A 26,503-nucleotide genomic window follows, 5' to 3' on the forward strand; every position below is an offset into this window, starting at 1 on the left:
CAGCCGTCGTTCGTACAGTTCAGCACCTGAAAGGCCAGTTCCTGACTCACTTCGTCGAACGAGATCCGCGTCGGCGCGCGATACCGTCATCGCCGACCGATCGTCGCAGATTCCGACAGACGTTTCCGCTCCCCCAAAGCGTTTATCCCTCCTAATTATATCTAATTACACCACATGAGCGAGAACTTCCCCGACTACGTCGACGTCGACTACGAGGACGGCGACGGCGAGGATCCCGAAGACTATCCCCAGATTCAGGACAAGATCGAGAAGGCCATCGAGGTCACTCGCGAGGGTCTCGAGGAGTACGAGAACCCGGCCGTGATGTGGACCGGCGGCAAGGACTCCACGCTCACGCTGTACTTCATCAAGGAGGTCGCCGACCGCTTCGACCTCGAGGTACCGCCGGCGGTGTTCATCGACCACTACCAGCACTTCGACGAGATCCACGACTTCGTCGACCACTGGGCCGACGAGTGGGACCTCGAAGTCATCTACGCGCGCAACGAGGACGTCGGCGAGTACGTCGACGAGCACGGCCTCGAGCCGGGCGACGACATCGAGATCGACGAACTCTCCGAGCACAACCAGCACCACGTCGAGAACATCCTCGAGTACGAGGAAGACGAGTTCCCGTTCCTGCTCGACACCTACGTCGGCAACCACCTGCTGAAGACGGTCGCGCTCAACGACGCGCTCGAGGAGCACGACATCGACGGCGTCATCTCCGGCGTCCGCTGGGACGAACAGGAGGCCCGCGCCGACGAGACGTTCTTCTCGCCGCGCCACGATCCGGACATCTACCCGCCCCACGACCGCATCCAGCCCATCCTGCAGTTCGACGAGGCCGCCGTCTGGGACGCCTTCTGGAACTTCGTGGTGCCGGACACGGTCGAGAACTTCCCCGAGGAGGGCTACGTCCCCGAGGCCGACGACGACCTCCCCGAGGGCGTCGAACAGGAAGACATCCCGATCTCGCCGAAGTACTTCGCCGGCTTCCGCTCGCTGGGCAGCGAGGTCAGCACCGAGAAGAGCGACGAGGACCCCGCCTGGCTGCAGGACCTCGAGGGAACCACCGAGCGCGCGGGCCGCGCCCAGGACAAGGAGGACCTGATGGAGCGCCTGCGCGACCTCGGCTACATGTAGGCCGCTCGCGGTCGACCACTGACTGACCGCTCATCGCCGATTTTTCGATTTCGCTCGCTCGAGAGCCGCTGCTGGCGCGGTCGAAATCGTAACGGTCGCGACGAAACAGTAGCGATAGCGCCGAGGCCTGCCGTCGTTATCGGCCCGTCGCGCGATACTCGCCGTGTTTGACTCCGATACCGAGCATCAGCAGTCCGAACGCGATCATCGACGGCGCGACCATCATTAACACGGTGCTCGTTTCCATCATATCCGCGCCGATCATGCCACCGACGCCGAGCGCGATCACGACGATGAACGCGGCCGCTGTCTTGGGAAGGTCGAACTCCATATGCGGCCCTTGGGAACCGGCCGCCTAATGGTATCGGGAATCGGCAGTCCGTTCGCGAAAATTGAACGGACGGAAAACAGTTACTCGGACGGACGGACCAGGTTCGCCAGCGCGACGACGATCCCGAGGAACCAGCCCAGCGGGATCGAGATGCCGAGCCACATCGCCGCGTAGGCGGCGCCCTCGAGTTGGTAGTTCGATCGCAGGTACTCGTTGACGCCGCCGACGGTGAGCACGTTGTCGAGCGCCCAGGCGGCGAACTCGTAGCTGGGGTCTAAGATGTACGGGTGCAGCGACGGCGTCACGAGTGCCGCGACGACCGGCGGGAGGAACAGCGCCGTCATCGCGAACGGATAGGCGAAGATCACCGTCACCGCGCGGCCGCCGACCTTGGTACACGTCGCCGCGAGCGCGGTCGACACCGTCGCGACCGCGCTCGCCGCCGCGACGGCGAGGACCGAATCGATCGGAATTTCGACCTGTTCCATGTACGACATCGCGCCCCAGGCGACGGTCAGGAGCCCCCAGCCGAGCAGCGCGACGCCCGTGACGCCGACGATGCCGAGACGGGTGCGCGTCGAGTCGAGTTTCGCCGCGTAGTAGCGGGTTGCGAGTCCGATGACGGTCAGCGGGTAGAGGAGCAGTAAGCCGAATAACCCGAGGATACTCCAGCCGTTGTAGCCGATCTTCTGGGGGAGCGTTTCCGGCTTCCACTTCCCCATGACGGAGTGGCCGCGGCCACGCTGACGTGGAAAGACGAGTTCCATCCACGCACCGTGTAACCGCTGTACGTCGGCCTTGATCGCGCCGACGAACCCACCACCGCCACGTTGTCGTGAGCGGGTAGACATACGCGAGCCATAAATCCGGTGTACCGTAAGCTTTCCTGAATTTTCCGCGAGAGAAACAGGTCGAAATCGACGGCCGCTTCCACCTCGACAGCGGCTAGCGACGGTGTCGGCCGCTCGAGAGGTCTCAGTTCCAGGGCGCGAAGCTGGGGTCGACCTGCCGCTGCGTCTCGTCGATGCTATCGATTTTGTCGATGTCCTCTCGATCCAGCTCGAGGGTCAGGGACTCCCAGTTGTCGCGGATGTGCTCCTCGCCGGTCGCCTTCGGAATCGCGGTGACGCCCTTCTCGCGCAGCCAAGCGAGACTGACCTGGGCCTCGCTGACGCCGTGTTTCTCCGCGACGTCCTGAACCTCGGGCTGGTCGAAGATCTCGCCGCGGGCGATCGGCGAGTAGGCGACGACCTCGACGCCGGCGTTCTCGCAGGCCTCCCGGAGGTCAGGTTGGGGGAGCAGCGGGTGGAGTTCGACCTGGTTGGCCAGGATCGGCGCGTCGCAGACGTCGACGGCCTCCCGGACCTGCTCGGGGAGGAAGTTGCTGATGCCGACGTTCTCGATCAGCCCCTCGTCGTACAGCTCCGAGAGCGCCGACAGCGTCCCCTCGGGGTCGTACTCGCCGGTCGGCCAGTGGATGTACAGCAGGTCGAGGTAGTCGACGCCGAGCCGGTCGATGCTCTCGCGGGCCGTCTCGAGGACGTCGTCGTGCGCGAGGTTGTCGCGCCAGACCTTGGTCGCGAGGAAGACGTCCTCGCGGTCGACGTCGGCCGCCGCGATCCCCTCGCCGACGGCCGCCTCGTTGTCGTAGGCCTGGGCGGTGTCGATGTGGCGGTAGCCCGCCTCGAGGGCCGTCCGGACGCTCTCGACGCACCGATCCGGATCGTCGTGTTGCCAGGTGCCGAACCCGAGCATCGGCATGCCGTTCGCGGTCGGACACGTTCCGGGCGCAACAGTTTCGGCGTCTTCCGTTCCCATGTGCGGAGGGAAGAACAGGGCGCGAAAAGGAGTTGTGTTTGCAGTAGTGTATACCGGAAGCCGTCATGCAGTCCGTTACCGTGGAGGGCGCTGCGACGAGCCGTCCGCACTGCGTTCCGGTACCGCGAATTCGACGCGAATTCGCGTCGATCCGGTCGGGAGTAAAACATTTTACGTATTACAAGAAAGAACGGGCGTGGACAGAGATACGGGTCGCGTCGTGGCGATCGCCGTCCTGTGCTGTCTCGCCGTCGTGCTCGCGGCGGCGACGTTGCCGTCGATGGTCGAGAACGGCGGGAGCGGCGGCGGGTTCGGCGGCGGCGACGGCGGCGCCAGCGACGTCGAGGAACAGGGTGAGCCCCCGGCGGCCGATTCGGGCGCCGGAGGGGGCGAGGCGTTCGAGTTCACGGAACTGTGCGTCGCGTTCCTCGACTCGGAGCTCGGGTTCCTCGCGCTCGTGTTGGGCGCGGTCGGAATCGCCGCGCTGGCGACCCGATCGTACGATACCAAGATAACGCTCATGCTCTCGGTCGCCTTGCTCCCGCTGGTCGTGCTCGTCTTCGTCGTCCTCACCGGCGGCTGCGGGACGCAGACCCTCGAGCCGCCGGCTCCGCCGGCCGATATACAGCCGCCCGCGGAGAACGAATCCGGCGGTCCGCTCGGCGGCGGCGACGGCGACGGTTCCGTTTCCGGGCCGACCCTGCCCTCGCTGCTCGTGTTGACCGTTCTGCTGGTGACCGTCGTCGGGGCGTTCGCGGCGCTGTTCTACAGCGGTGACGACGAGGGCCGGGAATCGGCGGACCCGGTCGCGGAGCCGGACGACACCGTACAGCGGGGCGAACTCGGCCGCGCGGCCGGTGAGGCCGCCGACCGAATCGAGGCGGGCGACGACTTCGAGAACGACGTCTACCGGGCCTGGCGCGAGATGACGGAGCCGCTCTCCGTCGACCGGCCCGACTCGAGTACGCCCGGCGAGTTCGCGGCCGCGGCGCGGGACGCGGGGCTGGATCCGTCCCACGTCGACGAGTTGCGGACGATGTTCGAGGACGTCCGCTACGGCGATCGCTCGGTCACGGACGACCGCGAGCGCCGCGCCGTCGAGCTGCTCAGACGGATCGAAGCGACCTACGCCGACGACGATCGCGACCGCGAGAACGGAGCGACACGATGAACGGATACCCATGAACAAGTACGCGATAGTCGGCGCCGGACTGGTCCTGCTCGGTCTGGCGTTCGCGGCGGTCCCGGAACTGACCGGCCCCCTCAGCCTCGGCGAGTCGATCGTGACCGTGATCGGCGTGATCGCGCTCCTCCAGGGGCTTCGAACGGTGCAAGGTCGCCGACACGCCGACGTCGGGCAGACGGAACTGCCGACGCCGGAGCGGCCACAGGAGCTGCCGACTCCGGGCGAGGAGATCGACGCGACGATCGAATCGGGCGACGTGACGTTCGGACGGCAGGGACGAAAGCTCAACGAGCGACTCGAGCGGGCGGCCGTCGACGCGCTGGTGCTCGGGGAGGGGCTGACCGAGGACGAGGCCCGGCAAGCCCTCGAGAACGGAACCTGGACGGACGATCCGCTGGCGGCGGCCCAGTTCACGAACACCGTTCCCGACTGGGCGCCGTGGCGCGTCCGGGTCCGAACGGCGGTGCGTCGCGACCGTCCCCGCCGCGCCAGACGCGCCGCGGCCGAGATCGCGCGAATTTCGGGGGTGCACGACGACGAATGACGGACGGAAACGAGGGCGGGCGATCGCCTGACGACCGACGACCGACGGACGGCCGGAGCGAGCGAGCCGACGGCGGCGAGGCCGCCGGAATCGATACGGAAACTCGCTCCGAACCGGGTTCCGATGCCGACGCCGGTGGTCGGCCGGGCGCCGAGACTGAGTCTAGCACTGCCGCCGAGACGGACTCCAGCACTGGCGTCGCGACCGAATCCGACAACGATGGGAACGACGGGGCCGAAGGCGCGGATGGCGAGACCGCAGACGCCGCGGAATCGGTCGTCGTCGACTCGAGCGTCCGAGAGACGAACCGCTGGACCGGCGTCGCCGCCGTCGCCTCGGTGTTCGGCGGCGCCGGCGTCGTCGTCACGTCGCCGGCGCTGTTGCTGGCGGCGGTCGTCGGCATCGCGTACGCGGCCTACGCCCGGGCCGGTCGGCCGCCGTCCCCGACGCTCTCGATCAGCCGCGAACTCGAGGACGACGACCTCGAGCCCGGCGAGCCCGTTCGCGTGACGGTGCGCGTCCGCAACGACGGGGACGAACTCCTTCCGGATCTCCGGCTCGTCGACGGCGTGCCGGCGGAACTCGTCGTCACCGACGGCTCCCCGAGACACGGGACCGCGCTCCGGCCGGGCGAGACGGAGACGTTCTCCTACGCGGTGACCGCTCGGCAGGGCGCCCACGCGTTCGAACCGGTCGTCGTCGTCGCGCGAGGGTTCACCGGCGCCGTCGAGCGCGTCCAGCGGATCCGCGTCGACGACGAACTCCGCTGTCCGCCCGCCGAGATCGAGACCGACCTCCCGCTGCGGTCGCTGACGCTGCCCCTGACCGGCCGCGTCGAGACCGACGTCGGCGGCGAGGGTCTCGAGTTCCACTCGACGCGGGAGTACCGCCGCGGCGACCCGCTCTCGCGGATCGACTGGAACCGCCGGGCTCGAGGCCAGGAGCTGACGACCGTGACGTTTCGCGAGGAACGGTCGGCGACGGTGATGCTCGCCGTCGACACGCGCACGGACGCGTACCGTCGGCCCGACGAGACGGGCCGTCACGCGGTCGATCGCAGCATCGAGGCGGCCGTCGCCGCGCTCGACGCGCTGGATGCGGGCGGCAACAACGTCGGCCTCGCCAGTTTCGGCCCGCACCCGCAGTGGCTGGCGCCGGGCTCTGGGGCCGACCACCGGGCGTCGGCCCGCCGACTGCTCGCGACCGATTCGGCGTTCGATCTGTCCCCGCCGGAGTCGTCGACGTCGATGCTGTACGTCCAGCGAAAGCGGTTCCGCTCGCGGATGCCGCCCGATTCGCAGGTGATCCTGTTCACGCCGCTTTGCGACGACGACGTCGTGCGGACCGCGCGGTTGCTCGAGGCCGACGGCCACCTCGTGACGATCGTGAGCCCCGATCCGACGGGCGGGGATACGCCCGGCGAACGGCTCGGGGCGGTCGAACGAGCGGTCCGCATCTCGACGCTCAGGGGAGCGGGCATCAGGGTCGTCGACTGGCCGGCGGACGAATCGCTGGCGGCGACGCTCGAGCGCAGTCGACGGCGGTGGTCGGCGTGAGCACCGACGTCGACGCGGTCGACCCCGATCACCGGCCCGCGGTCCTGACGAGTGGGCTCTCGATCGTCGCGTTACTCCTCGGGGTGCTCTCGAGCGCCCTCTACTCGCCGTTCGTGCTCGTCGGCGGCGCCGCCGCGCTGGTGCTCCTCGGCGGCGGGCTCTGGACGGGGTCCCGTCGTGCCGTCACGATCGGTACCGCCGTCGCGCTCGCGGGGCTGCTCGCGGGCGGCATTCAGGGGGTTCCGTCGGTTCCCATGCTCGCGAGCGTCACCGCGACCGTGCTGGCCTGGGACGCCGGCCACCACGCGGTCGGGATCGGCGAGCAACTCGGCCGGGAGGCGACGACGGCGAGGGCGGAGCTCCCGCACGTCGGCGCCACGGTCGTCGTCGGGCTGGTCGCCGCCGTCGGGAGCTACGCGGTCTTTATCGCCGGTCCCAGCGGGCAGCCGGTCGCGGCCGTGATCGCCATGCTATTCGGGGCGATACTGCTGCTGGCAGCGTTGCAGCGATAATCAGTTCTGCGGCGACGCGACTCCGTCGGCCGCTCGAGTTCCGGTAGAAATAGCTGTCCTACTCGAGCGTCGGGACGGAGACGGAATCGAGCACCTGCTCGACGATGGCCGCCTTCGAGGTCCCGTCGACCGAGGCGTCGGGCGTGAGCACGAGCCGGTGGGCCAACACGGGGCCGGCCACCCGCTTGACGTCGTCGGGCGTCACGTAGTCGCGGCCGACGACGACGGCGCGGGCCCGCGCCGCCTCGAGCAGGCGCTGGGTGCCCCGCGGCGAGACGCCGACGTCGACCCGGTTTCGCGTGCGCGTTTCGCGGGCGATATCGGCGATGTAGGTGACGAGGTCGTCGTCGACCCGGACCGACTCGGGGACCTCCCGGAGCGCGCGGACGCGGTCCCCGTCCAGCACCGGATCGATGCTCGGACTCCGTTCGGTGCGGCCGAGTCGACGCTGCAACAGCTCCCGTTCGCCGTCCGCGTCGGGGTAGCCGATCGACCGTTTCACCAGGAAGCGGTCGACCTGGGCCTCCGGCAGCGGGAAGGTGCCGGCCTGTTCGACGGGGTTCTGCGTCGCGATCACGAAAAACGGCCGCGGAAGCTGGTGCGTGTCCCCGTCGACGGTGACCTGGCCTTCCGCCATCGCCTCGAGCAGCGCGGCCTGCGTTTTGGGGGGCGCGCGGTTGATCTCGTCGGCCAGCACGACGTTCGCGAAGATCGGTCCCTCGGTGAAGTCGAAGGTGCCCTCGGACTCGTCGAACACGTGAGTCCCGGTCACGTCGGCCGGCAGCAGGTCCGGCGTGAACTGAATCCGAGAGAACGACAACCCCAGCGCCGACGCCAGACTGTTCGCGGTCAGGGTCTTCCCGGTTCCGGGCACGTCCTCCAGAAGGACGTGTCCGCGCGCGAGGACGCCGAGCAGCACGGTCTCGAGGAACTCCCGGTCCGCGATGACGCTCCGACTGACGGCATCGAGGACGGCGTTGCACTCCGCGCGCGCGTCGGTAATATCCATGTCGTACTCGTAGCGATACTTACATATAAACGACCGTGGTCGAACGGTGGAATCGGTGCGACCGCGAACGGGACTACTGGTACATTCGCAGCGGCTGCGCCTGCGAACTCTCCTCCTCGCCGATCTGTTGCATCTGCTGGGCGAACTGCTCGCGCTTCTCGCGGATCTCCGCCGCTCGGTCGAGGAGTTCCTGCACCTCGACCTCGACGTCGGCGATCGGACAGACGCCGTCCTCGAGGAGGACGCTCGCGGCCTCGGGGTCGGGGAACTGCGGGCTCGATTCGACGACGAGTCCGACGCTGTCGTAGCCGCGCTGTGCGGCGCGGTTGATGAGCGCCCCCGTCGGCCCCGTGACGACGCCGTCCTCGGGCGGCACGGCGATCCCGTGCTCCTCGAGTCGCTCGGCGGCGTCGCCGGTTCCGATGCCGTAGATGTCGGGTTCGTCCTCGCCCTCGCGTTCGGCCGGCAGTCCGCTGAGGTAGAGCGGCAGCGCGTCCTGCCCGACGATCCACTCGGTGAGACACTCGGCGACGGAGCCGACGGCGTCGGATTTGATCGGCGCGTCGCTCCGGAGGGCGAGGAGGTCGTGGTCCTCGCTGGCGTAGATCCGGACCGGCGGCCGGGCCGTGCGGTCGCCGCCGCGGTAGACGCCGACGCGGGGTAACCCGCCGCAGTCGACGCTGGCGTAGTAGCGCATGTCGAGTTCCTCGACGAGGTGATCGGTCGCGATCTTGCCGACGAGTCCGAGTCCCGGGAAGCCCTCGACGAGAACCGGTTCCTCGAGGTCCATCTCGGGGCCCTGCTGGCGGATCTGTGCCATGTGCGAGACGTCTGTCGGCGCACCCATAAAATCGAGGGCGGCGGCTACCGGGCCGGAGCGGCGTCGATTCGGCCGCGCCCGGCGCTTCGAAACCCACAAACGCGGGGCGTGCGAATCCGGGTCCTATGGAGCCACTCGAGCGGTATCGACCGATTATCGACGATTTCGACGCGTTCCTCGAGGCCTGCGAGCGGCCGCTGGGCAACGCCGCCCGCGTCAACACCATCAAGGCCTCGGTCGAGCGGACGCTCGAGGCCCTCGAGGAGGAGGGTCTCGCGTACGAGCAGGCCGACTGGAACCCCCGCGTGCTGCGCCTCGAGACGGGGTCGCCGGGGTCGACGTGGACCTCGTTCCACGGCTTCACCCACGGCCAGGAGGAGGTCTCGGCGGTGCCGCCGGTCGTCCTCGATCCCCGACCCGGCGAGCGGGTCTGGGACAGCTGTGCCGCACCCGGCGGGAAAGCGACCCAGATCGCGGCGCTGATGGGCGACGAGGGGACCGTCGTGGCCAACGACAACAACCTCGGGCGCATCTCGGCGCTGCGCTTCAACGCCGAGCGCCTCGGCGCGACGAGCCTCGCCGTCACGAACGCCGACGCGCGCAACTACTCCCTGAACCGGTTCGACTTCGACGAGTTCGACCGCGCGCTCGTCGACGCGCCCTGTACCTGCGAGGGGACGATCCGGAAGAACCCCGACGCGCTGGACAACTGGTCGGAGGGAGCTATCGCGTCGGTCTCGGGCGTCCAGAAGGGCATCCTCCGGCGGGCGATACAGGCCACCCGCGAGGGCGGCACCGTCGTCTACTCGACGTGTACCTTCGCCCCCGAGGAGAACGAGGCAGTCGTCCAGCACGTCCTCGAAGAGGAGGACTGCCGCGTCGTCGACTTCGATCTCGACCTCGAGCACTCGCCCGGGCTGACCGAGTGGGACGGCGACGAGTACGACGCGTCCCTCGAGCGGGCGGCGCGGATCTACCCCCACCAGAACGACACCGGCGGCTTCTTCGTGGCGAAACTGGAGGTGACCGCCTGATGAGCGAAAACGACGGGCAGCGCTTCGACCGTCTCCCCGCGACGCCGGCCGAGCGGATCGTCGAGGGCCGGGTCAGCCGCGAGGAGGTCGTCGACTACTTCGAGGACCGGTTCGGGATTCCGCCCGAAACGTTCGCCGACTACACGTTCTGGGAGAAGGGCGCCGGCAAGATCTGGATCTACGCCGGCGAGGCGCCGACGCCCCTCGAGATCGAGGCCATCGGGATGACCTGTCTGCGGACGCGCCAGGAACACTGGAAGCCGACGACGGACTTCGTCCAGCGCTTCGGCGGTCGCGCGACCGACTGCGTGATCGAACTCGACTCCGAAGAGGCACGGGCCTTTGCGACCGGCGAGGACCAGGAGATCGAGCGCTGGGACGGCGACTGGGGGTACCTGATCGGCGCCCACGAAATCGCCGGCGACCTCGAGCCGATCGGGATCGGCCTCTACGTCCACGGCGAACTGCGCTCGATGGTTCCGAAGGGGCGCCAGCGGGAGCTGTAGCGGACGGCCTCGAGCCGCCGGAGCGACCCCGCGCGATTCACAGGGTGAAGGTCCATCTAGCTACTAAGTGAGCGGTGCTGGTAGCGCCCGTATGAGCGACGAAGAGGCCCCGACGGCGTCCCAGCCCGACACGGGTCTCGCAGAGCGCCTCGAGGCCGGCGAACTCGTCCGCTGGATCTACCTCTACGGCGATCGGCGCCGCCTGTCAGCGATCCTGCTCGCGGCCGTCTTCGGCGTTTCGCTGCTACTCATTCGGGCCGGGCTGATCACGCCCGCCGAGGCTGGCGACGTGACGACGCTCGCGGGCGCGCTGATCGGCGGGATGCTCCCCTTCATCACCGTCGTCCTCGCGATCAACCAGCTGATCCTCTCCGAGGAGTTCGGCTCGACGGGCGCGTTCTTCCAGCGGTTAGAGGAGACCCAGGAGTACCGCCATCGGATCGAGGAACACACCGGCTATCGGCCCTCGCCCGCCGAACCGTCGGAGTTCCTCCGCGTTCTCATCGAAGCCAAGCGGAAGACGGCGCTGGGGCTGCGGAACGTCTGTCGAGACGCGCCGGCCGACGTCCGATCGCGGATCGATTCGTTCGTCTCGCAGACCGACCCGCGGGACCGGGACGCGATCGAGACCCTCGGAGCGGCGCAGTTCGGCTCGTTCACGGTCATCTCCGTGATTCTCCACTACAACGATCCGTGGCAGCTGCAGGTCGTCCGCCAGCTCCGAGAGACCCATCGGTCGGAGCTCTCGGAGGCCGCCGACGGGCAGTTAGAGCGACTCGAGGAACTGCTCGGAGACATTCACATCGCCCGGCAGTACTTCAAGAGCGTCTACATGCAACAGGAGCTGGCCGACCTCTCGAAGATCCTGCTCTACGTCGGCTTCCCGACGCTGCTCGGCGGCGCGTTCGTCATCGTCGCCTACGGAAATCTGCTGGCGCTCGGCCTCCACCCGTACGTGTACGTCCTCGTCGTGAGCGCGACGATCACGGCCCTGTTCAGCCCGTTCGCCGTTCTCTTGCTCTACGTGCTCCGGATCGCGACCATCGCGCGGCGGACCGCGGCGGACTTCGGGCCGTTCGTCCTGCAGCAGGAACTCCCCGAGGAGGAGACCGAAACGCTCGAGTTCTCGTGACGCCGGCTGACGTCGCGATCGCTCGCGCAGCCGTTCTCCGAGAGAGTATTTGAGTCAGCGGCGGCGAGCCCCCTCGGCTCCACAGTTGTCGCCGTCGTCGATCGGTCACGGTCGTCCGGTCGGAGCCGACACGCCGTCGGCAGTCCGCGGTGCAGCCCCGCTGCGATACCCTCGGTCGTCTTGTCCTATCAATGATTATCATGGCTTTCTATTACTGTGCCATTTGTTATCGTGTGGCGGCGAATATGGGTGTTTCAGGCCCTGTATCTGGAAATTAGCAACATACAAGTGTTCGGGAACCGTTTCGATATGAAATGACTACAAAGAGAGACCTAACGCTCTTCGTTCTCCTCGCGATCGCTTGGGGGACCGCCTTCGCGGCGATCGAGGTCGGACTGGCGACGCTGCCGCCGATCCTCTTTGCGGCCTTCCGGCTCGACGTCGCGACACTGCTGTTTGCCGGCGCCATCGTCGTCCTCGGACGCGAGTGGCGACCCCGGACGCGCACCGACTGGATAACGATCGGCGTCGCGGGCGGGCTGATGGTCGGCGCTCATTACGGGCTGTTGTTCATCGGTCAGTCGTACGTCTCGAGCGCCGTCGCCGCGATCGTCCTGAGTCTGACGCCGATCGCGACGCCGCCGCTCGCGCTCGCGCTCCTCCCGCAGGAACGGCTCCGTGCACCCGCCGTCGTCGGGCTCTTCGTCGGGCTCGCCGGCGTCGTCGCGATCGCGCTTTCGGGCGGCTCGCTCGGCGGCCAGGCGATCGGCGTCGGCCTGCTGTTCGGTTCGGCGTTCGCCTTCGCGGTGGGCTCGGTACTGACCGAACGATTGCAGCGAACGCTGCCGGTACTGTCGTTGCAGACGTGGGCGATGGCCCTCGGCGCGGGGATCCTGCACGGCGTGAGCTACGCTCACCCGGGCGAAACCGTTCCCTCGCTGACGGCGTGGACGACCGCGACGGTCGCCGCGCTCGCGTACCTGGGGATCGTCGCCACCGCGGGCGGGTTCCTCGCGTACTTCCTCCTGCTCGACCGCATCGGCGCGAGCCAGCTCAGCCTCGTCAATTACGCCTCGCCCGTCGTCGCCGCTCTCGTCGGCTGGGCGCTGCTGGGCGAATCGATCACGCTCGCGACGGTCGGCGGGTTCGGGATGATCGTCCTCGGCTTCGCCCTCTGTCAGCTCCCGTCGCTCTGGCGACTCCTGGCACCGGTCGCCGGCTACAAACCGCGGCGCCGGCCGGCCGCGGACGATTGCGTCGTCGTCGACGGCAACGTCTACGTCCCCGACGACCGCGATACCGGTCGCGCCCCCTCCGCTACACCTTCCGCGGACTGACGCGTTCGGTCCGAAGACGCGCTCTTACTGCCACACTCGAGTCGCTGCTTCGCCGCGGAGAAACCGCTCGACCCAGTCGTCGAACCCCGCCTTTCGCTCGAGGAAGGCGCCGTGACGGGCGCCGGAGAACATCGCGAGTTGGCCGTCCGGGAGTCCCTCGTAGGTCTCGCGGAGGATCTCCTCGGGGAAGAACGGGTCGTCGGTGCCGCCGATGACCAGCGTTCGGGACTCGAGTTCCGCGAGGCGGTCGGTCCCGTCGTAGTCGCGGACCGCCTCGAAGGAGATCGGCACGTCTCGCGGATCGGCGGGGTTCGGCGGGCTGACTCGTCCGACCGTTCGGGAGAGCAACGGCACGGCTCGCCGCCAAGTGCCCGTGAACATGGCCTCGTAGAGTCGGGCGCGAATCTCGGTCCACTCGCCCTCGAGGGCCAGGCGATGGAGTTCGCGGACGAGCGGCCGGCCGCTCTCCGCGAGCCGACAGCCCGAGACGCCGAGGACGAGTCGGTCGACCAGGTCGGGCCGCTCGCGGGCGAGTTCCTGCCCGATCAGCCCGCCCATCGAGAGCCCCAGCACGGACGCCGCTCCGACGTGGTCCGCGAGGACGCGCTCGTAGTCGCGGGCCATCGCGCCGATCGACTGACGGTCCTCGAGCCCGCGCGGGCGACTGACCAGATAGACGGTGTAGTCGGCGAGAAACCGGCGGAAGGTGGCGGCGGTCGTCACCGCGTCGGTGCGGCCGTACGCCCCGTCGAACATCGCGTCGCCGATGCCGGGGATCACGAGCAGCGTCTCCGGACCGTGGCCGACGCGGACGTACGGGTACCGGCCGTCGAACTGTCCGGTGTCGAACCGTTGCGTCAGTGTGGCTCCCATCCGAATCCTCTCGAGACGTGCTGCACCGTCGACGCGTAAAATAGTTGAACCCGCTCGTGCCGCGGTGATTCGCGTCCCCTCTCGCCGCAGGACGGACCACGAACCGTGTTAGAGACCGAAACCGTCCTTCGCGCCGTGGTTACGCGGACAGGTCCGGCAACCCGTCCTCGATCTCCTCGCGTCGGTCCTCGAGCCACTCGGGCAGGACGAGCCGGTCGCCGAGCGCCTCGAGTTCCTCGTCGACCGTGTACCCGGGCTCCTTGGTGGCGTACTCGAAGAGCACGGTGCCGTACTCGCGGGCGTAGACCGATTTGAACCACTTGCGGTCGATGATCTCGGTGGGTCGCAGCCCGCGGTCGATCAGGAACTGGCGCCAGTCCTCCTGTTCGTCTTCGGCGACCTGGAACGCGACGTGGTGGACGGTGCCGGCACCGGGAATCCCGCGCTGCGCCTGCGGGTTCTCCACGACGTCGACGACGAAGCCCAGGTCGCCGTCGGCCGTGTAGCGCTTGCGCGTGCCGTCGCGGTCGGTCTGGCGGTAGCCCATCTCCTTCAGGAGGTCGCCGGTCGGGTCGGCGCTGGTCAGCGAGAGGGTCACGCCGAAGAAGCCCCGAATCGCGTGGGCGTGGGGAACGGGGCTCTCCGGGAGGTTCGCCGGCGGCGCGTCCGCGCGAGCGACCAGTTCCAGCGGCAGCCCGTCGGGGTCGGTAAACGGGAGGACGGTGTCGCCGAACCGCTCGCGCGGTTCCGCCGGCTCGGCGCCGGCGTCGGCGAGTCGCTCGCGCCAGTAGTCGAGCGAGCCGTCGGGAACGAGAAATGACACCGCGCTGGCCTGGCCCGCGCCGACCCGTCCGTCGCGGGCGTCGGTGTAGGGGAAGAAGGTCACGCTCGTCCCCGGCGTCCCCTCGTGGTCGGCGTAGAAGAGGTGGTAGACCGAGACGTCGTCCTGATTGACGCTTCGCTTGACGAGTCGGAGGCCGAGCACCTCGGTGTAGAACTCGTAGTTTCGCTGCGGATCGCTCGCGATGGCGGTGACGTGGTGGAGGCCGGGAGTTGCCGTCGGCATGGGCGGTCGTACCACGGCGAGCGGGATAACGCTGGGGCCGACGCTCGGCTGGCGGTTGTATCGTCGGTCGGCGCTCGCAGAAGGGGGTTACGCGGACGCGGGGGGCAACGTCGCCTCGTCGAACCAAAACGCTTCGACGGCCCGGCCGATCTCGGTGAACTCGTCGGGATCGCTCGGCTTGGTGAGATAGGCGTTCGCACAGAGCTCGTAGCTCCGAGCGATGTCCTCGGTCGCCTCCGAACTCGTGAGCACGAGCACCGGCGGTGCGCTCACGTCCGGTTCGGTCTTGATCGCCTCGAGGACGTCGAACCCGCTCGTCCGGGGCAGGTTCAGATCGAGGAGGACCAGACTCAGCTCCGTGGCGTCGACGCCGGCCCGCTGATCGCGGAGGAACTCGAGGGCCGTATCACCGTCGTGGGCCGTGTGGAAGGTCGTCTCGACCCCGGCCTCTCGGAACGCTTCCTCGACTAGCCGAACGTCGCCGGGATTGTCTTCGACGAGCAAGATCTGTATCGGCTCGGCCTCACGATGGTTGGTCACGGAGATGCACATTTCTTCGTTGACACCACGCCCGGTTAAGTCTGCGTACTAAAGAAATTGGATCGAACCCTCTTCGGAGCTCGATACGTGTGAACGCACCCTAACGATACCGGCCGAAAAAGCGTATGTAACTAAAGATAGTCCGGATTAGTTCCTCTCGGAATCCTAGTAGGTCTCGGGTTAGGGATCCGAGCTATCGGCCCACCAACAGCTCCCGAATCGCCGTTTCAACGCGTTCGAGGGGGTCCGGTCGCCGTTCGCGTCGACGACGCGACGATCCGACTACCGCTCGACGAGCGTCCCGCCGGCCAGCCCTTCCCACTCGACGCGGTAGCCGAGTTCCGAGAGGATCGCACTCGAGTCGCTGAACCCGGCCGCCGCGAGGCTCTCCTCGGCGTCGGAAAGCGCCATCCCGGCCTCGATCTCGTCCGCCAGCGACTCGAGGACGGCCGGTCGGACGAGCGTCCGGCCGACCCGCTCGTGGTCGGGGAACGCGACGTCGGCCAGCGCGTCCTCGCTGACGCCCCGCCGGCCGGCCAGCGCCTCGAGGGAAATCACGTCCTCGTCGGGGCGCAGTTCGTCCGGCAGCGCGGCGGCGCTCTCGGCGACGAGTTGACGTTCGTACTCTCGGAGGACGCCGGCGACGTCCTTCAGTCGGACGTTCCCGGAGTAGGGGATCGCCCGGAAGTCCCGAGCCGCGATTTCCTCGCCGACGCCGAGAGACTCGTCGACGGCGACGATCAGTTCGACGTCCTCGAGGTCCGATAACTGCGCGAGTTTCTTCTCGACGTACTCGGGCGTCCAGAAGCCCATAATTTCGAAGTAGACGCGGAACTCGCCGTGCCCGCCGTCGGCCTCGTCCGACGAGTCCCTGCGGGCGCTACCCCCGGGACGGTAATCGAACGCGAAATCGGGGATCATCACCCGCGTTCCCGTCGCGAGCGGCTCGGGTTCGCGTACGAGGTCCCACTCGAGGTCCAGGTTCGAGAAGCGCGCGGCGAAGTCGGCCTCGACGCCGCTGTCGAAGGACACCTCGGCGACGGGTTCGGCGTCGGGAACGCGGACGGGATCCGCGTCCGAGAGCCGCAGCGTCCGTTCAGTTCCGCGGTCGTCGATCGTCGCCTCGAGGCGCCACTCGTCGGCCTTCGCGACCGTCCGGAGGAGGCGGGCGAACCGGGTGCCGTACCGGCGGGTCGCCCGGAAGAGGTGGGTCGGCCCGGTGACGATCACCTCGCGCTCGGCGATGCCACCATCGGACGCGTCACCGCCGTTCTCGTCGTCGTCGCCCTCGAGCCGTCGAATCTCGTACATCAGCCGCAGTCGCTTGATCGCCGAAACGAGCGCCTTCGGATCGCTCGAGCGGACCCGGAGTTCGGTGGCGTCGAAAAGGGCGGTCTGGGCCAGCGAGAGGTTGTACTGGGCCACCAGCTCGTCGGGCACCCACCGCGCGGCCAGTTCGGCGAGGACCTGTCGCTCCTCGAGGTCGGCGTACAGCGCCCCCGCAACCTCGTCGGCCGAGACGCCGAGCGACTCGCCGGCGCGAACGAGGGCCGCGGCGCGCTCGTCCTCGGTCACGACGCCGACCGCCTCGGCGGCTTCGAAGGCGGCCCGGCGCGCTCGCTCGGGGTCGATCTCGGCGTCGGTCTCGAACGTCGCGTCGCGCTCGAGCAGCGCCGACAGCCCCCTGACGAGCTTGAAGTCGTCCGCGTCGCGCTCGAGTTCGGTCAGGGCCTCCTCGAGTTCCGCGCGGGATTCGCCGACGTGGCCCTGGTACGTGCCGATCGCGCGGGCGGCGAGCGGACGATGCTCCCGGTCGGCGAACTGGAGGTGGTAGCCGCCGCCGGCCCGCGAGACGCGGAGCAGGTCCTTGGTCAGCATTCGGTCGGTATCGGCGCGGCGCGGCAAAAAGTGGTCCGCTCCCGAACCGCCCGACGGGCCCGACGGGGCGTTCAGGCACCGGGGTTACGGCGCGCCGGTTCCAAGGGCCGATATGGACGACGAGCTGCGGATCGCCTACGAGACCCACGACGGGGTCCAGGAGCTGATCGACTGTCTCCACCACTCCCTCGAGTCGATCAGCCTGAACTTCGACCGGTGGGGCGAACAGTACGTGAAGGGGCCGGGGATGTACGTCGCGGTGGTCACGGGCCCGTCGGTCGCCGACTTCGCGGATCCGATGGGGCGGAACGCGTGGCCGACCGACCGCTGCCGGGACGTCTGTCTGGATTTGGAGAGCTTCTACGAGACGGCCCGCGAGGTCGCGATGACGCGGGACGGCGCGCTCGTCGTCAGCGTCGACGGCGTCGTCCAGGAACAGATGGTCCGCTTTACCGATCTGCTGCCCGAGGAGCTCGAGGCCGTCGACTCGGCCGACTCCGAGTACGAAGACTGGATGGGATCGCGCCACATGAGCGCCCTGGATACCTCGCGGCGGCCGAACGTGATCTCGACGCTGACGCTGAGCGAGGAGACCGGCCGCGTAACGATCTTCGAAGACGGGTCGTTCGAAACCACTAAACGGACCGAACTCGGAGGCGAATGGAATCCGGAGACGTACGCGTGACGGAAGCCCGTCCCGACCCGCCTCGGGGACGGCTCACTCGGATTCGATCGCGTCCTCCCCGAGTCGCTCGCCGCAGTTCGGACAGCGGTCGTAGCGGAGGTCGCGACTCGAGCGGTGGACGGCCTCCATCGCCGCGCTGACTCGCTCTTCGGCGTTCGATTCGTCGGTCGGCGAGAGGGAGGCGCCTTCGACCTCGATCAGGAACCGGGCCACCTCCGTCGCTTCGTAGACGATGTCGTCGACCTCGTCGGCCGTGAAGAAGTCGGCGTAGGCGCCGTAGAGAAACGTCGCGCCCGCTCGCCGAACCTTCTCCTCGAAGGAGCGGCGCGACTGGTAGACGGCCTGGCGCGTGTACTGGTCGTCCATGAAGGGGACGAGGTCGGGGAGGTGTTCCCCGACGGTCGTCATTTCGACGCCCGTCCCGGTTCGAAAGTCGGCACAGAGGCGCGCGATCGCCCACTCGCGGGCGGTGAAGGCGACGCGGTCGCGAAGGAACTCGGTAACGCGGTCGTAGTCGGCGCCCTCGAGTCGCTCGAACCGATCGGTCTCGGATGCGTTGCTCTCGGCGGATGAATGCGTATCTTCGGGCATGGTTGGTTTCTGCGGTTGCCCGCGTCACGTACAGGGGTTCGACGAGGATAACGCTGTCCGTCGGGGGGTGGAATCGCGCGATCCGGCCCCTCGGACCGACGGCCGATCGACCGGCGAACCGCGGTGGCTGAAACCCGGCGTTTCCCGCCATCCCGACTCGAATCCTTCATTTTCACTTTCACCGTGGTACGCGAGTCCTTTTCACCGGCGATCCCCTTCTCAGCGTATGGTCCTCACGGAAACGAGCATGGGACACGCAGCGGCGGGTGACGAGCGAACGGTCGACTTTCGAGTCGGTCGCGACCGGAACGAGGTGACCGATAATGTCGCGTAGTTCATCGCCCGACGGTATCGCGGCCGATCCGAACCACTCCCGCGCGGAGAACGGCCCTACGCTCGAGCGAGTGACGTTTCGGGCCACCGACGACCAGCTCGCGGCGCTCGAGTCGCTCGTCGACGACGGCGTCTACCACTCCAAGAGCGAAGCCCTCCGAGCCGGCGTCCAACAGCTCCTCGAGCGCCACCGAGACGCCGAGACCGACGGCGGCAGTCGGGACGGTTCCGCCTCGGAGTAGTCGGTCCCAGAGCCGCAATCCGACCGCGAGAATGAGGTTCCGGTCGCCGATCTGTTCGTCGTTCCGACAGGCGCTATTCGACGGGTGTGCGACCGGACCGCTCGCGACCGACCGACGAAACGGACGCGTCGTAGGCGTCGTAGCTACCGAAGCTCGTCACGACGGTTCCCGCGACGACGTCGTTCCACAGCGGTAGCCCCTCGAAGCCGAGGACGAACGGAGCGAGGAGGAGCCAGAGCCCGAGGATCGCGACGAGTCCCGCACCGGTCGCGCTCGCGGGAGGTCGGCTGTCGGTTCCGATGCGGCCGTAGCCGACGACGAGCAACACGACCGTGCCGACGATGACGTCGTTCCAACGACCGACCGCGGGCGCGCCGAGGACGAACGGCGCCGCGAGCAGCCAGCAGCCGAGCATCCCGTTTCCGCCGCCGGTCAGTTTCGCGGTCGCGTGCATGGATCCGAGTTCGTGATCGTGACCCGATGAGTGGCGGTCGGCGCTCGCAGTCCTCGATCGGAGGACGCGGCCGTACCGATCAGGCCGACGCCATGTCTCGGCAGGTCTCCGCGCAGTCGCGGAGGGCGTCCGCACAGACCTGGCAGTGTTCGTCGTCGTGGCGTTCGCACTCCTCGGCGCACTCCTCGCAGGCGCCGGCGCAGGCTTCGGCGAGTTCCGCGCTGTAGTTCGAGTCGCGAGCCATGAACCGCGCGTGCATCGTCGTCAGGTCGGCGACGTCCCGACAGAGCCGGAGACACTCGGCCATCTCCTCGCCCTCGCCGGCGCACTCGTCGGCACACCACTCGCAGGCCTGCGCGGCTTCGAAGCAGTTGTCGATACACTCTTGCATCTTCTCGTTCTCGCTGACGTGGTCGATCCGAGTTAGTGCCATTGCGATCGAAGGGACGCCGGCGACCGGCTTTGTTATCCGCAGGCCACCGCGACGCGGCCGAACGGTGAGGTTCGATACCCGCGGCGGGAACGGCGGGATCGCCGATCGGTGAGGGGCGGTTCACGGACGATTACCGGCGACCCAATGACGGGTTTGGCGGGCTCGCTATCGCTGCTGCTGTCCGCTACCGCCCGGCGTCAGGGCCTCTCGACCCGGTCGTCACACCGATGAAATACCATGCCGCAGCTTAACGACCGCCGAAACTGAAGCCCGCGGTGTGACCCATTCCGTCATCCACCTCCTCGGCGTTCCGTTCGCGATCGTCGCCGGCACCGGCGCCGGGGTGTTCGCGCTCCTGTCCTGGGGCATCTTTCGGGACTCGCCCTTCGGCACGGCGATCGCGCTCCTCTCGGTCGGGATGGCCGCGCTGACGATCTACCACACGATGCTGCTCGTCGTCGAGCCGGCGTCGCCGGTCTTGGACGTTCTCCGAAGCGCGGCGAACACGATCGTCGCGATCTTCGTCGCCCTGCTGATACTCCGCCACCGACAGCTCCGCCGCGACCGATCGGGAGGTGAGGCCGCGTGGACGGACTGACCCCCGTCGTCGGCTACAACCTGGCGATCGGGGTCGTCGTCGCCCTCGAGCTCCTGTATCTCCTCTCGCTCGAGGCGTCGGTGACGGCGTACCGTCGGTTCGTGCTCGTCACCGTCGGCGGGCTGGTGCTGGCCGTGATCGGCGGTCCGATCGTCGAGCTGGTCGCGCCGCAACTGGTCCACTGGGTTCACGGCCTGGCCGCGTTGCTGGTCGTCTACGGTCTCTACGATCCCGTGACGAACGACGTGCGAACGACGGAGTGGGAGCGAGTGCTGTTGAGCGAACCGTCGCGGGTCCGACGACCGGCCGAGTGGATGACGCCGATGGACGACGAGATCCTCGGTGCGCTCCACGGCACTGAGCTCGTGCTGACGCCGGCGGTCGTCGCCTTCAACACCGGATTCAGCCGGAAGGAAGTGAACCGGCGCCTGATCGAACTCGCGGACCACGGGTTCGTCGAAAAGGTCGAACGGGGCAAGTATCGGTTGACGCGGCGCGGCGAGCGGTACCTTCGGGGGCAACTCCGGGCGACCGCGTCGGCAGACACTGAAACCGGAGTTCGAGGTTGAGCCGTCCGGCGGCGAACGACGGGCTGAGTACGAACCTGCTCGCGCCGTTTCGGTCGAAACCGAGCGGTAAAGACGGATCGGCGCCGTATCGAGTCTCATCGACGCGCCGTCCGAAACGGATGAGGGACGAGCGTATGCATGCTGTATCGATTTGTCTCGAACCGACGGAGAGTAAGCAAATGCCATACGAACCGCCGGTCGAGTGTCCGCTCTGTCGGGAAACGCTGGAACCGGACCAGACGCTCGAGACGCACCTCGTCGGCACCCACACGCAGCGCGAGGTCGCCCGCTATCTCGTCTCCCTCCACGAACGAGTACAGCCCCGCTCGGTTTCGGACTGAACGTATTCTCCGTCCCGCTGGCCGTCAGTTACGGCGCCGTCTCGCGATCCGTTCCTCGCCGGTGTCCTCGGCGACGACTTCGTAGAGGAGCGCGCGACCGCCGTCCGCTTTCGGCCGCAAGATCCGGCCGAGTCGCTGGACGAACTCCCGCTCGCTGCCGCTGCCCGAGAGGACGACCGCGAGCGAGGCGTCGGGGACGTCGACCCCCTCGTCGAGTACGTTCGAAGTCGCGATACGGCTGTACGTCCCCTCGCGAAAGCGCTCCAGGATCTCCCGCCGCTCGGCGGTCCCGGTCTGGTGCGTTATCGTCGGAATCAGGAACCGCTCGCTGACGTCGTACGCGAGGTCGTTGTGAGCCGTGAAGACGATCGTCCGCTCGCCGCGGTGGTCGTCGAGGATCCCCTCGAGGGCCTCGAGTTTGGCCGCGCTGCCGAACATGAGCTCCCGTGCGCGCTGGCGAGCGAGCAGGGCCTCGCGGGCCTCCGGGTCCGATCCCGACCGCTTGACCAGTTCCCGGTAGTCCGAGCCGCTGCGCATCTCGATGCCCGAGCGCGCGAGGTAGTCGGTGAACACCTCCTGGTTGCGCTCGTACGCCTCGCGCTCGTCGGGCGTCAGCGACACCGCGAGTCGCTTGATATCGTAGTTCGCCAGGTGGTCGCCCGCCAATTCGTCGGCCCCGACGCGGTGGACGAGCGGCCCGACGATCGTCTCGATCACCTCGTGGGCGCCGTCCGGGCGCTCGAAGGTCGCGGTCAGTCCCAACCGGGCGGGCGCCGCGAGCAGGCGCCCGATCTCGCGGTAGCCCTCGCCGCCGAGGTGGTGGACCTCGTCGAAGACGACCAGTCCGAACCGGTCGCCGACCGAATCGGCTTTCAGGTACGCCGAGTCGTACGTCGAGACCGTGATCGGCTCGAGGCGCTGCTCGCCGCCGCCGAAGCGCCCGATCGGCCGATCGAACTCCCGCTCGAGTTCCCGCTGCCACTGCTCGAGCAGATCGATCGTCGGCACGACGACGAGCGTCGGCACTGAGAGGCGCTCGATCGCCTTCAGCGCGATGACCGTCTTGCCGCTGCCCGTCGGGAGTTCGAGGACGCCCGCAGGTGCGCGGGTCATCGGGCGACGGTCGGAATCGTCGACGGCGGCGTCCGCCCAGCGGTCGGTCTCGAGCCACGCCGACAGCGCCTCGCGTTGATACTCGCGGAGTTCGTACGCCGAGTGGAGGTCCGGAAGGGACTCGAGTTCGAGCACCCGATCGTCGATTCGGTCGGGAGCCGACGTCGCGTCCACCAGGGCAGCCCGAAGAGCGGCGTAGCGAAACGCGGGGACGCGCCGTCCGTCGGTGCGCGGATCGGCCGCGAGGTCGGGGACCGCCTCGCGGACGGCGTCGAGGGCGTCGCTCTCGAGGTCGTCGATCCGGACGGTGCCGTCCTCGTACCGGAGCGCGATCGGCGGCGACTCCGGACGGTCGTTCTGGGGCCGCGTCACGGTCCCAACTCGCGGCCGGACGACCAAATACTGTCGGACTGGCGACGGGCGGAACGACGATCACCGTACCTCAACCCTTTTATTACCGCTGTTCGTTGACAGCCACATGAGCGAAGACGAGGGCACGGACGCTACCGCCCAGGGTGTCCCGTCCGAGGACCACTCCGGCGACGCCGATTCGGACGAGAGCGTACCGACGACCGACGCCGACGAATCGGCCGTCGACGCCGACGCGCCGGAGACCGACTCGTCGGCCACCGACGAGGACTCGGAGGAGCGCGCGGGAGACGAATCGAACGCGGACGAAAACGGCGAGACGGCCTCGCGACCCGAAACGAGCGACGACGTCCAGCAACTCCTCGATCGGGTCACGGAGTACGACGACGAACTCGCGCACAAGGTCAACGCCATCGTCGAGGAGGCCCGGGACCTGAACGGGACCGTCTCCGACCAGCGCGAGGAACTCGAGGACCTGACCGAGCGCGTCGAGGAACAGGCCGCCACGATCGAGGAGCTCCAGGACGAGCTCGAGGCCAGAGAGCAGCGACTCGAGGAGGCCGAAGAGGAGGTCGAAGACTTGAAGAGCCGGCTGAAGCGCAAACAGGCCGACTTCCAGAACTACAAGAAGCGGGCCAAGAAGCGACAGGACCAGATCAAAGAGCGCGCGACCGAGGACCTCGTCGAGCGACTGCTCGGCGTCCGGGACAACCTGAAACGCGCCCTCGAGGAGGACAGCGACGACGCCGACAGCCTCCGCGAGGGCGTCGAGATGACCCTCAGGGAGTTCGACCGCATCCTCGAGGACGAGAACGTCTCGGAGATCGATCCCGACCCCGGCACCGAGACCGACCCGCAGCGCCACGAGGTCATGATGCAGGTCGACAGCGCCCAGCCCGAAGGGACCGTCGCCGACGTCTACACGCCCGGCTACGAGATGGGCGACAAGGTCATCCAGAACGCGCAGGTGACCGTTTCCAACGGCGAACTCGAGGCCGAAGACGGCGAAGACGATGCGACGAACGAAAGCGACGAGGCCGCGGACGACGGATCGACGGCCGATTCCGACGAGGACGAATCGGACGACGACAGCGAGGGTGCGATCGAACTCGGCGGCGAGGTCGCAGACGAGGACGGTCAGACGGAGGCAGACGACGAAGCGACCGCCGACTCGGAGTGAGGTCGCCGACTAGATAGGAATCTGACGGCTTCCCGCCGATTGCGCGTCGATTATCGGTCGTTTTTCGACTTCGTGACTAATTCACAAGATCGTGTTTTGGGCCGCTAGAGCGGTGTCTACGGCCCATTTGGGAGATTTTATTCGACCCTCGATATCCCCTAGTAACCTTTAAAACAAAGTGCACACAATAGCCCTCCACGATGGCGAGCAACAAGATTCTCGGAATCGACCTCGGGACGACGAACAGCGCCTTTGCGGTGATGGAAGGCGGCGATCCGGAGATCATCGTCAACTCCGAAGGCGAACGGACGACGCCCTCCGTCGTCGCCTTTACCGACGACGAGCGACTCGTCGGGAAACCGGCGAAAAACCAGGCCGTTCAGAACCCCGAAAAGACGATTCAGTCGATCAAGCGTCACATCGGCGAAGAGGATTACACCGTCGAGATCGAGGACGAGGAGTACACGCCCGAACAGATCTCGGCGATGATCCTCCAGAAGATCAAGCGCGACGCCGAGGACTACCTCGGCGACGAGATCGAGAAGGCCGTCATCACGGTCCCGGCGTACTTCTCGGATCGACAGCGCCAGGCGACCAAGGACGCCGGCGAGATCGCCGGCTTCGAGGTCGAGCGCATCATCAACGAGCCGACGGCCGCCTCGATGGCCTACGGCCTCGACGACGATTCCGACCAGACCGTTCTCGTCTACGACCTCGGTGGCGGTACGTTCGACGTCTCTATTCTCGATCTCGGCGGCGGCGTCTACGAGGTCGTCGCGACCAACGGCGACAACGACCTCGGCGGCGACGACTGGGACGAGGCGATCATCGACTGGCTCGCCGAGGAGTTCGAGGCGGAACACGGCATCGACCTCCGCGACGACCGACAGGCCCTCCAGCGGCTCAAGGACGCCGCCGAGGAGGCCAAGATCGAACTCTCCTCGCGCAAGGAGACCGAGATCAACCTGCCCTTTATCACGGCGACCGACGACGGCCCGATCCACCTCGAGGAGTCGCTCACCCGCGCTAAGTTCGAGTCGCTCACCAGCGACCTCATCGACCGCACCGTCGAGCCGACCGAACAGGCCCTCGAGGACGCGGGCTACGAGAAGGACGACATCGACGAGGTCCTCCTCGTCGGCGGTTCCACCCGCATGCCTCAGGTCGAGGAGAAGGTCGAGGAGCTGACGGGCAAGGAGCCCCAGAAGAACGTCAACCCCGACGAGGCCGTCGCGCTGGGCGCGGCGATTCAGGGCGGCGTGCTGGGCGGCGAGGTCGACGACATCGTCCTGCTCGACGTCACGCCCCTCTCGCTCGGTATCGAGGTCAAGGGCGGCCTCTTCGAGCGTCTCATCGAGAAGAACACGACGATCCCGACCGAGGAGTCGAAGATCTTCACCACGGCGGCGGACAACCAGACTTCCGTGCAGGTCCGGGTCTTCCAGGGTGAGCGCGAACTGGCCGAGAAGAACGAGCTGCTCGGCGAGTTCCACCTGACCGGCATCCCGCCGGCCCCCGCCGGAACGCCCCAGATCGAGGTCACGTTCTCCATCGACGAGAACGGGATCGTCAACGTCTCCGCCGAGGACAAGGGCTCCGGCGAGAGCGAGGAGATCACCATCGAGGGCGGCGCCGGCCTCTCCGACTCCGAGATCGAGAAGATGCAGGAGGAAGCCGAGAAACACGCCGAGGAGGACAAGCAGAAGCGCGAGCGCATCGAGGCTCGCAACACCGCCGAGGCGACGATCCAGCGCGCCGAGACCCTCCTCGAGGAGAACGACGAGGAGGTCGACGACGATCTCCGCGCCGACATCGAGGCCGCGATCGAGGATCTCGAGGAGACGATCGACGACGACGAGGCCGACGCCGAAGACATCGAAGCCGCGACCGAGGACCTGAGCAAGGAACTCCAGGAGATCGGCAAGCAGATCTACCAGGAGGCCGGCGCAGCGGCGCCGGCGGCGCTGGTGCGGCCGTGGCGCCGCGGGCGGTGCCGCTGGCGGCGCAGCAGGCGCCGGACCCGGCGGCATGGGCGGCGGTCCGAACCCCGGTCCCGACGCCGGTGCGGCCGGCGGCGATGACGAGGAGTTCGTCGACGCCGATTTCGAGGACGTGGACGAGGAAGACGACGAGTAAATCGCCATCTCCGGTCGGGCGAGGACCACCCAGTCCTCGTCCGTGTCTGCTAGTGAATCTCCAATTTTGTGCTGTCGACGACGAGGACGAGTAACGCGAGGCCGCGTTTTCGAACGTGACGAAGGCGACAAGTAAGCCGTCGACTTCGGCGCATGCGGATAGAATACGGCG

The 26,503-nt window shown here is 67.8% G+C and carries 28 protein-coding genes and 1 pseudogene; 16 read left to right on the forward strand and 13 right to left on the reverse strand.

The features are described from left to right. The first annotated feature begins 174 nt into the window (after positions 1-174). Positions 175-1,146: a phosphoadenosine phosphosulfate reductase family protein gene (locus tag HTZ84_RS05855; protein WP_174679814.1), complete on the forward strand. Its 972-nt coding sequence runs from the start codon at positions 175-177 to the stop codon at positions 1,144-1,146. Positions 1,147-1,282: 136 nt separating this feature from the next. On the opposite strand, the gene HTZ84_RS05860 is transcribed toward HTZ84_RS05855, so the two are convergent. The 3 genes from HTZ84_RS05860 to HTZ84_RS05870 all read right to left on the reverse strand — a co-directional run bounded on the left by HTZ84_RS05860 (position 1,283) and on the right by HTZ84_RS05870 (position 3,295). Beyond that, positions 1,283-1,477, reverse strand: a complete 195-nt coding sequence (locus tag HTZ84_RS05860) for a DUF7333 family protein (protein WP_174679815.1) — start codon at positions 1,475-1,477, stop codon at positions 1,283-1,285. Positions 1,478-1,557: 80 nt separating this feature from the next. Then, complete coding sequence (locus tag HTZ84_RS05865; RefSeq protein ID WP_174679816.1) at positions 1,558-2,328, reverse strand: hypothetical protein; 771 nt, start codon at positions 2,326-2,328, stop codon at positions 1,558-1,560. 124 nt (positions 2,329-2,452) lie between these two features. Beyond that, a complete protein-coding gene (locus HTZ84_RS05870) occupies positions 2,453-3,295 on the reverse strand; it encodes an aldo/keto reductase (RefSeq protein WP_174679817.1) in 843 nt (280 codons plus the stop codon). A gap of 196 nt (positions 3,296-3,491) precedes the next feature. On the opposite strand from HTZ84_RS05870, the gene HTZ84_RS05875 reads away from it, so the two are divergent. Genes HTZ84_RS05875 through HTZ84_RS05890 form a run of 4 tightly spaced genes read left to right on the forward strand, consistent with a single transcriptional unit; the run spans position 3,492 to position 7,093 of the window. After that, a complete protein-coding gene (locus tag HTZ84_RS05875) occupies positions 3,492-4,466 on the forward strand; it encodes a DUF4129 domain-containing protein (protein ID WP_174679818.1) in 975 nt (324 codons plus the stop codon). A 10-nt stretch (positions 4,467-4,476) separates the two neighbouring features. Beyond that, entirely contained in the window at positions 4,477-5,025 is a 549-nt protein-coding gene (locus HTZ84_RS05880) for a DUF7269 family protein (RefSeq protein ID WP_174679819.1), read from the forward strand. Further along, positions 5,022-6,581, forward strand: a complete 1,560-nt coding sequence (locus HTZ84_RS05885; RefSeq protein WP_174679820.1) for a DUF58 domain-containing protein — start codon at positions 5,022-5,024, stop codon at positions 6,579-6,581. Before HTZ84_RS05880 ends, HTZ84_RS05885 begins: the two co-directional genes overlap by 4 nt. Then, on the forward strand, positions 6,578-7,093 hold the full coding sequence (locus tag HTZ84_RS05890; RefSeq protein WP_309138856.1) for a DUF7519 family protein: 516 nt from the start codon (positions 6,578-6,580) through the stop codon (positions 7,091-7,093). The genes HTZ84_RS05885 and HTZ84_RS05890 overlap by 4 nt, the downstream gene beginning before the upstream one ends. A gap of 58 nt (positions 7,094-7,151) precedes the next feature. On the opposite strand, the gene HTZ84_RS05895 is transcribed toward HTZ84_RS05890, so the two are convergent. Both HTZ84_RS05895 and HTZ84_RS05900 read right to left on the reverse strand, forming a co-directional pair. Then, entirely contained in the window at positions 7,152-8,102 is a 951-nt protein-coding gene (locus tag HTZ84_RS05895) for an AAA family ATPase (protein ID WP_174679822.1), read from the reverse strand. A 73-nt stretch (positions 8,103-8,175) separates the two neighbouring features. Continuing rightward, positions 8,176-8,922 carry a proteasome assembly chaperone family protein gene (locus tag HTZ84_RS05900; protein ID WP_174679823.1) on the reverse strand — a complete coding sequence of 249 codons (747 nt, stop codon included), beginning with the start codon at positions 8,920-8,922 and terminating at the stop codon, positions 8,176-8,178. Between the two features lie 125 nt (positions 8,923-9,047). Between HTZ84_RS05900 and HTZ84_RS05905 the strand changes: the two genes are divergently transcribed. The 4 genes from HTZ84_RS05905 (at position 9,048) to HTZ84_RS05920 (ending at position 12,931) form a co-directional block, all read left to right on the forward strand. Next, entirely contained in the window at positions 9,048-9,956 is a 909-nt protein-coding gene (locus tag HTZ84_RS05905) for an RsmB/NOP family class I SAM-dependent RNA methyltransferase (protein ID WP_174679824.1), read from the forward strand. After that, on the forward strand, positions 9,956-10,462 hold the full coding sequence (locus HTZ84_RS05910) for a DUF7122 family protein (protein WP_174679825.1): 507 nt from the start codon (positions 9,956-9,958) through the stop codon (positions 10,460-10,462). The genes HTZ84_RS05905 and HTZ84_RS05910 overlap by 1 nt, the downstream gene beginning before the upstream one ends. Positions 10,463-10,553: 91 nt before the next feature. Then, positions 10,554-11,594 (forward strand): hypothetical protein, encoded by a 1,041-nt coding sequence (locus HTZ84_RS05915; RefSeq protein WP_174679826.1) that lies wholly within the window; start codon positions 10,554-10,556, stop codon positions 11,592-11,594. 314 nt (positions 11,595-11,908) lie between these two features. After that, positions 11,909-12,931: a DMT family transporter gene (locus HTZ84_RS05920; RefSeq protein WP_174679827.1), complete on the forward strand. Its 1,023-nt coding sequence runs from the start codon at positions 11,909-11,911 to the stop codon at positions 12,929-12,931. A 24-nt stretch (positions 12,932-12,955) separates the two neighbouring features. On the opposite strand, the gene HTZ84_RS05925 is transcribed toward HTZ84_RS05920, so the two are convergent. The 4 genes from HTZ84_RS05925 to HTZ84_RS05940 all read right to left on the reverse strand — a co-directional run bounded on the left by HTZ84_RS05925 (position 12,956) and on the right by HTZ84_RS05940 (position 17,288). Then, positions 12,956-13,804: an alpha/beta fold hydrolase gene (locus tag HTZ84_RS05925; protein WP_174679828.1), complete on the reverse strand. Its 849-nt coding sequence runs from the start codon at positions 13,802-13,804 to the stop codon at positions 12,956-12,958. A 139-nt stretch (positions 13,805-13,943) separates the two neighbouring features. Next, positions 13,944-14,870 (reverse strand): VOC family protein, encoded by a 927-nt coding sequence (locus tag HTZ84_RS05930; RefSeq protein WP_174679829.1) that lies wholly within the window; start codon positions 14,868-14,870, stop codon positions 13,944-13,946. An 87-nt stretch (positions 14,871-14,957) separates the two neighbouring features. Beyond that, positions 14,958-15,422, reverse strand: a complete 465-nt coding sequence (locus HTZ84_RS05935) for a response regulator (protein WP_174679830.1) — start codon at positions 15,420-15,422, stop codon at positions 14,958-14,960. A gap of 270 nt (positions 15,423-15,692) precedes the next feature. Further along, on the reverse strand, positions 15,693-17,288 hold the full coding sequence (locus tag HTZ84_RS05940) for a DUF790 family protein (protein WP_174679831.1): 1,596 nt from the start codon (positions 17,286-17,288) through the stop codon (positions 15,693-15,695). Between the two features lie 112 nt (positions 17,289-17,400). Between HTZ84_RS05940 and HTZ84_RS05945 the strand changes: the two genes are divergently transcribed. Further along, entirely contained in the window at positions 17,401-17,973 is a 573-nt protein-coding gene (locus tag HTZ84_RS05945; protein WP_174679832.1) for a diadenylate cyclase, read from the forward strand. Positions 17,974-18,006: 33 nt separating this feature from the next. Here the strand turns inward: HTZ84_RS05945 and HTZ84_RS05950 are convergent, their stop codons facing one another. Then, positions 18,007-18,564 carry a DUF5806 family protein gene (locus HTZ84_RS05950; protein ID WP_174679833.1) on the reverse strand — a complete coding sequence of 186 codons (558 nt, stop codon included), beginning with the start codon at positions 18,562-18,564 and terminating at the stop codon, positions 18,007-18,009. A 323-nt stretch (positions 18,565-18,887) separates the two neighbouring features. Here HTZ84_RS05950 and HTZ84_RS05955 point away from each other — a divergent pair, with 323 nt between their 5' ends. After that, positions 18,888-19,139, forward strand: a complete 252-nt coding sequence (locus HTZ84_RS05955) for a ribbon-helix-helix domain-containing protein (protein ID WP_174679834.1) — start codon at positions 18,888-18,890, stop codon at positions 19,137-19,139. Between the two features lie 73 nt (positions 19,140-19,212). Here the strand turns inward: HTZ84_RS05955 and HTZ84_RS05960 are convergent, their stop codons facing one another. Together HTZ84_RS05960 and HTZ84_RS05965 are read right to left on the reverse strand one after the other, a co-directional pair. Next, a complete protein-coding gene (locus tag HTZ84_RS05960; protein WP_174679835.1) occupies positions 19,213-19,593 on the reverse strand; it encodes an SPW repeat domain-containing protein in 381 nt (126 codons plus the stop codon). A 79-nt stretch (positions 19,594-19,672) separates the two neighbouring features. Beyond that, positions 19,673-20,026, reverse strand: coding sequence for a four-helix bundle copper-binding protein (locus tag HTZ84_RS05965; RefSeq protein WP_174679836.1), 354 nt, complete (start codon positions 20,024-20,026; stop codon positions 19,673-19,675). A gap of 277 nt (positions 20,027-20,303) precedes the next feature. Between HTZ84_RS05965 and HTZ84_RS05970 the strand changes: the two genes are divergently transcribed. From HTZ84_RS05970 to HTZ84_RS05980, 3 genes are all read left to right on the forward strand, one after another. Continuing rightward, the gene (locus tag HTZ84_RS05970) at positions 20,304-20,624 is read left to right on the forward strand and encodes a hypothetical protein (protein ID WP_174679837.1); all 321 of its coding nucleotides are present in this window, start codon (positions 20,304-20,306) and stop codon (positions 20,622-20,624) included. Continuing rightward, positions 20,612-21,193: an ArsR family transcriptional regulator gene (locus tag HTZ84_RS05975; RefSeq protein ID WP_174679838.1), complete on the forward strand. Its 582-nt coding sequence runs from the start codon at positions 20,612-20,614 to the stop codon at positions 21,191-21,193. Before HTZ84_RS05970 ends, HTZ84_RS05975 begins: the two co-directional genes overlap by 13 nt. 179 nt (positions 21,194-21,372) lie before the next feature. Then, the gene (locus tag HTZ84_RS05980; RefSeq protein WP_174679839.1) at positions 21,373-21,534 is read left to right on the forward strand and encodes a hypothetical protein; all 162 of its coding nucleotides are present in this window, start codon (positions 21,373-21,375) and stop codon (positions 21,532-21,534) included. 24 nt (positions 21,535-21,558) lie between these two features. On the opposite strand, the gene HTZ84_RS05985 is transcribed toward HTZ84_RS05980, so the two are convergent. Then, positions 21,559-23,019 carry a DEAD/DEAH box helicase family protein gene (locus HTZ84_RS05985; RefSeq protein ID WP_174679840.1) on the reverse strand — a complete coding sequence of 487 codons (1,461 nt, stop codon included), beginning with the start codon at positions 23,017-23,019 and terminating at the stop codon, positions 21,559-21,561. Positions 23,020-23,125: 106 nt separating this feature from the next. Here HTZ84_RS05985 and grpE point away from each other — a divergent pair, with 106 nt between their 5' ends. Then, positions 23,126-24,196, forward strand: coding sequence for a nucleotide exchange factor GrpE (gene grpE, locus HTZ84_RS05990; protein WP_174679841.1), 1,071 nt, complete (start codon positions 23,126-23,128; stop codon positions 24,194-24,196). A 200-nt stretch (positions 24,197-24,396) separates the two neighbouring features. Beyond that, positions 24,397-26,332: pseudogene (gene dnaK / locus HTZ84_RS05995) on the forward strand (molecular chaperone DnaK). Positions 26,333-26,503: the final 171 nt, after the last annotated feature.

This window comes from Haloterrigena gelatinilytica (genome assembly GCF_013342145.1).
Taxonomy (GTDB): domain Archaea; phylum Halobacteriota; class Halobacteria; order Halobacteriales; family Natrialbaceae; genus Haloterrigena; species Haloterrigena gelatinilytica.

Bases quoted from the DNA above. Each gene is read 5' to 3' on its own strand.
- HTZ84_RS05855 (WP_174679814.1), top strand. From the start codon at position 175: ATGAGCGAGAACTTCCCCGACTACGTCGACGTCGACTACGAGGACGGC.
- HTZ84_RS05860 (WP_174679815.1), bottom strand. From the start codon at position 1,477: ATGGAGTTCGACCTTCCCAAGACAGCGGCCGCGTTCATCGTCGTGATC.
- HTZ84_RS05865 (WP_174679816.1), bottom strand. From the start codon at position 2,328: ATGTCTACCCGCTCACGACAACGTGGCGGTGGTGGGTTCGTCGGCGCG.
- HTZ84_RS05870 (WP_174679817.1), bottom strand. From the start codon at position 3,295: ATGGGAACGGAAGACGCCGAAACTGTTGCGCCCGGAACGTGTCCGACC.
- HTZ84_RS05880 (WP_174679819.1), top strand. From the start codon at position 4,477: ATGAACAAGTACGCGATAGTCGGCGCCGGACTGGTCCTGCTCGGTCTG.
- HTZ84_RS05885 (WP_174679820.1), top strand. From the start codon at position 5,022: ATGACGGACGGAAACGAGGGCGGGCGATCGCCTGACGACCGACGACCG.
- HTZ84_RS05895 (WP_174679822.1), bottom strand. From the start codon at position 8,102: ATGGATATTACCGACGCGCGCGCGGAGTGCAACGCCGTCCTCGATGCC.
- HTZ84_RS05900 (WP_174679823.1), bottom strand. From the start codon at position 8,922: ATGGCACAGATCCGCCAGCAGGGCCCCGAGATGGACCTCGAGGAACCG.
- HTZ84_RS05905 (WP_174679824.1), top strand. From the start codon at position 9,048: ATGGAGCCACTCGAGCGGTATCGACCGATTATCGACGATTTCGACGCG.
- HTZ84_RS05910 (WP_174679825.1), top strand. From the start codon at position 9,956: ATGAGCGAAAACGACGGGCAGCGCTTCGACCGTCTCCCCGCGACGCCG.
- HTZ84_RS05915 (WP_174679826.1), top strand. From the start codon at position 10,554: ATGAGCGACGAAGAGGCCCCGACGGCGTCCCAGCCCGACACGGGTCTC.
- HTZ84_RS05920 (WP_174679827.1), top strand. From the start codon at position 11,909: ATGACTACAAAGAGAGACCTAACGCTCTTCGTTCTCCTCGCGATCGCT.
- HTZ84_RS05925 (WP_174679828.1), bottom strand. From the start codon at position 13,804: ATGGGAGCCACACTGACGCAACGGTTCGACACCGGACAGTTCGACGGC.
- HTZ84_RS05930 (WP_174679829.1), bottom strand. From the start codon at position 14,870: ATGCCGACGGCAACTCCCGGCCTCCACCACGTCACCGCCATCGCGAGC.
- HTZ84_RS05935 (WP_174679830.1), bottom strand. From the start codon at position 15,422: ATGTGCATCTCCGTGACCAACCATCGTGAGGCCGAGCCGATACAGATC.
- HTZ84_RS05940 (WP_174679831.1), bottom strand. From the start codon at position 17,288: ATGCTGACCAAGGACCTGCTCCGCGTCTCGCGGGCCGGCGGCGGCTAC.
- HTZ84_RS05945 (WP_174679832.1), top strand. From the start codon at position 17,401: ATGGACGACGAGCTGCGGATCGCCTACGAGACCCACGACGGGGTCCAG.
- HTZ84_RS05950 (WP_174679833.1), bottom strand. From the start codon at position 18,564: ATGCCCGAAGATACGCATTCATCCGCCGAGAGCAACGCATCCGAGACC.
- HTZ84_RS05955 (WP_174679834.1), top strand. From the start codon at position 18,888: ATGTCGCGTAGTTCATCGCCCGACGGTATCGCGGCCGATCCGAACCAC.
- HTZ84_RS05960 (WP_174679835.1), bottom strand. From the start codon at position 19,593: ATGCACGCGACCGCGAAACTGACCGGCGGCGGAAACGGGATGCTCGGC.
- HTZ84_RS05965 (WP_174679836.1), bottom strand. From the start codon at position 20,026: ATGGCACTAACTCGGATCGACCACGTCAGCGAGAACGAGAAGATGCAA.
- HTZ84_RS05980 (WP_174679839.1), top strand. From the start codon at position 21,373: ATGCCATACGAACCGCCGGTCGAGTGTCCGCTCTGTCGGGAAACGCTG.
- grpE (WP_174679841.1), top strand. From the start codon at position 23,126: ATGAGCGAAGACGAGGGCACGGACGCTACCGCCCAGGGTGTCCCGTCC.